Source organism: Sphaerisporangium sp. B11E5, from assembly GCF_039871875.1.
Taxonomy (GTDB): Bacteria; Actinomycetota; Actinomycetes; order Streptosporangiales; family Streptosporangiaceae; genus Sphaerisporangium.
Genome location: NZ_JBDPMD010000102.1, coordinates 1 through 3,440, shown reverse-complemented (window position 1 = coordinate 3,440; position 3,440 = coordinate 1). Strand labels below are relative to the sequence as shown.

The following is a 3,440-nucleotide window of genomic DNA, read 5'->3' as shown; positions in this document are numbered from 1 at the left end:
CCCCCAGAGCCCCCGCCACCGCCACACCCGCCCCCGCGAACGCGTGACCCGCGAGTACAGAAGCCCCAGCCCCACCAGCACCGCCACCCAGGTGAACACATGGAACAACCCGTCCCACAGGGTGTTCATCCGCAACCCCGCCACCGTGTCCACCGGGTAGTAGCGAATCCCGATGTTGTCACTGTCCGTACTGGACAACATGTGATGCCACTGCAACACCTGATGCAGCACGATCCCGTCGACAAACCCACCCAGCCCCACCCCGAGCACCGCCCCAGGCAGAGCGACACTCGGCTGTCCCTCGCTCCCCATCACGGCATCCCTCCCCGGACTGACCACCGAGCCCTCACCTTGCCAACACCGATCAAGGCAAACGACCGGCTTGAGGTCAGGGTCGGGTAAGAGGTCGGCGCGCGCGGACCGCTGAGCGTCTCAGCGCAGGTACGAGGCGCCGTTCAGGTCGATGACGGTGCCGGACGCCCATTCGGCCTCGGGGGACGCCAGGTAGACGACGGCCGCGGCGATCTCGTCGGGGCGGGCCACCCGGCCGAAGGGGCTCTGCGCGCGGATCGCGTCCCCGCGTGCCGACTTCAGGTGCTCGTTCGTCATGTCGGTGTCGACGTAGCCGGGGGCCACCGTGCCGACCGCGATGCCGTGCGGGGCCAGGGCTATGGCGAGCGACTGGCCGAGGGCGTTCATGCCGGCCTTGCTGGCGCCGTACGCCGGGGCGTGCGGCTCGCCGCGGAAGGCGCCGCGGGAGGAGACGTTGACGATCCGGGCGCCGGGGGACATGTAGCGCACCGCGCACCAGGTGACGTTGGCCGCGCCCATGAGGTTGAGGTCCAGCGTCGTGCGCCAGGCCCGCTGCCACTCCTCGTACGACACCTCGGTGATCGGGTGGTGGAAGAAGACGCCCGCGTTGTTGACGAGCACGTCGATGCCGCCGAGCGTCCCGGCCGCCTCGTCCACCATGAGCCGCACCGCGTCCGGGTCGGTGATGTCCGCCCCCACCACCACGTGGCCGTCGCCGGGGAGCGTGTCCCGCAGGCCGGCCGCGAGCTCCGGCGAGTCGCGGTGATGGATCGCCACCCGGTCGCCGAGCTCCGCGAACGCGGTCGCGACGGCCCGGCCGATGCCCCGGGACGCCCCCGTGACCAGTACTCTTCGTCCCCCCACGGGCGTGACGTTATCATTCGGGGCGCTTGTGATCATCAGGGAGGGTCTGTGCGTTTCCACGACCTGTCGGACGGCGACGGGGTGCTCGACCGGGTGGCGGCGGTGGCGCGGCGTGCGCTGCGGCGCTACGACATGTCCCCCGGCGCGGAGGTGTCGCTGCTCAACGTGTCGGAGAACGCCACCTTCCTGGTCGAGGACGGCGGAGCCCGGACGGTCCTGCGGGTGCACCGGCTCGGCTACCACCCACCCGGCGCGATCACGTCCGAGCTGGACTGGCTGACCGCGCTGCGCGAGGAGGGCGTGGTGCCCACCCCGGCCGTCGTGCCCGCGCGGGACGGCTCACGCGTCGTCACCGTCGAGGACCCGGGGGCGCCGCCTCGCGACTGCGTGATGTTCGCGTTCGTACCCGGCGCCGAACCGCCCGAGGACCGCCTGGTCCAGGACTTCGAGCCGCTCGGGGCCGTCACCGCGCGCATGCACGCGCACGCCCGGCGATGGGCGCGGCCCCCCGGGTTCACCCGCTTCCACTGGGACGTGGACGCCGCGTTCGGGCCCGCGCCGCGCTGGGGCCGGTGGCGGGACGGCGTGGGCGTCGGCCGCGAGGAGCGCGAGGTGCTCGGGCGGCTGGAACGGGAACTGCGGGCCCGGCTGGCGGCGTTCGGCGCCGGGCCGGACAGGTACGGGCTGATCCACGCGGATCTGCGCCTCGCCAACCTGCTGGTGGACGCCGGCGCCGGCACCACCGTCATCGACTTCGACGACTGCGGTTTCGGGTGGTTCATGTACGACTTCGCCGCCGCGGTCAGCTTCATCGAGCACCGGCCCGAGGTGCCGGACATGCTCGACGCGTGGGTGCGCGGCTACCGCACCGTGCTCGACCTGCCCGAGGAGGACGAACGGGAGCTCTGGACGTTCGTCATGCTGCGCCGCCTGCTGCTGGTGGCGTGGATCGGCACCCACCCCGTGGTGGACATCGCCCAGCAACTCGGCGCCGGGTACACCGAGGGCACCTGCGCCCTCGCCGACCGGTATCTCACGAACCCCCGCTGACCTCCCGCCGTAAAACGGTGTGCACATCTCTGTGAATGACCGCCCCGCATGGTCACGTAATGTGATAGTCATGTGACGGCATGTGATCGGTAAGGCGACCGCGCGGCCTTGCCCAGACAAGATCTATGGAGATGGTCATGCTTGTCCTCGCAATCGCCGTCGCCGCGGCACTCGGCGTGGTCGGCACGGCGGCCTTCCTGTTCCGGAGGCTGAGCCGCGGCACCGACGACCTCGCCCCGAACGGTCCGTCCGCCGGGCACGCGGGCTCGATGTTGTCGGCGCTGTTCCTGCTGGTCTTCGCCATCGCGATCGTCGTCCCCTGGACCACCGCGGACTCCGCCCGCCTGAACACCTACGCCGAGACCCAGGCCGCGGTCGAGACCTACTGGTCCGCCACCGGCCTCCCCGTCGCGGCCGCCGCCGCGGTGCAGTCCCAGGTCCGCGGCTACCTCGACTTCGTGGCCACCAGGGAATGGCCCCTGCTGGCCCAAGGCCGGCTCAGCCCCGAAGGCACCACAAGACTCAACGCCCTGCGCACCCAGGTGGCCGCCCTGCCCCTGAAGGACGACGACCAGAGAGCCGCGCAGTCCGCCGTCCTCGAACAACTCCAAGCCATGTCCTCCGCCCGCCGCCAGCGCGCCGCCGACGCCCGCTCCGAGCCGCCCGCCGGCATACTTCCCCTCGCCATCCTGACCGGCACCATCGTCATCCTGTTCCCCTTCCTGGCCGGCGCCCGCCCCCGCGGCTGGACCCTGGTCCCCCTGACGGTGATGTCCGCTCTCCTCGGCGTGGGCATCTTCCTGGCCTGGCAGATCTCCCACGTCTTCGCCAGTGGCCTGTCGGCGGGCCCGGAGGCCTTCACCGCCGCCCTCCTGGAAATCCAGCAGATCCCCACGAGCGGCTGACCATGGCCTTCTCCCGCACCGCCACCCTGCTGGCCGCGTTCCTCGCCATCACCTTCCCGGCCCTCCCGGCCGCGGCGGCCGGGCTCACGGCGCCGTCCGTGCCTCGGGCGCCGTCCGTGCCTCGGGCGCCGTCCGTGCCTCAGGCGGCGGCCGTCCGGGCTCAGGATCTGCTGAACGGGGACGGCGTCGCCATCTGCATCGACCTCGACGTGGTGGTCCGGCTGCGTGTCGGCATCAGCGTGCTCGGCCCGCCGATCTGTCCCCGCGCCCGGCCGGAGCCGCCACCCCCACCTCCACCCCCACCTCCAC

General features: G+C 72.0%; 5 protein-coding genes. 3 read left to right on the top strand and 2 right to left on the bottom strand.

The window, feature by feature from the left end; translation table 11 throughout:
- Nucleotides 1–312 (bottom strand): DUF2243 domain-containing protein (locus ABGB17_RS38670; protein ID WP_347639351.1); only part of this gene is annotated, 312 nt, incomplete at its 3' end.
- Nucleotides 313–432: 120 nt separating this feature from the next.
- Nucleotides 433–1,176, bottom strand: coding sequence for an SDR family oxidoreductase (locus ABGB17_RS38665; protein ID WP_347639349.1), 744 nt, complete (start codon nucleotides 1,174–1,176; stop codon nucleotides 433–435).
- A gap of 48 nt (nucleotides 1,177–1,224) precedes the next feature.
- Between ABGB17_RS38665 and ABGB17_RS38660 the strand changes: the two genes are divergently transcribed.
- The 3 genes from ABGB17_RS38660 to ABGB17_RS38650 all read left to right on the top strand — a co-directional run.
- Entirely contained in the window at nucleotides 1,225–2,226 is a 1,002-nt protein-coding gene (locus ABGB17_RS38660; protein WP_347639347.1) for a phosphotransferase, read from the top strand.
- A gap of 137 nt (nucleotides 2,227–2,363) precedes the next feature.
- Nucleotides 2,364–3,131 (top strand): hypothetical protein, encoded by a 768-nt coding sequence (locus ABGB17_RS38655; protein WP_347639345.1) that lies wholly within the window; start codon nucleotides 2,364–2,366, stop codon nucleotides 3,129–3,131.
- 2 nt (nucleotides 3,132–3,133) lie between these two features.
- Nucleotides 3,134–3,440: hypothetical protein (locus ABGB17_RS38650; RefSeq protein WP_347639343.1), on the top strand; the 307-nt coding region annotated here is incomplete at its 3' end.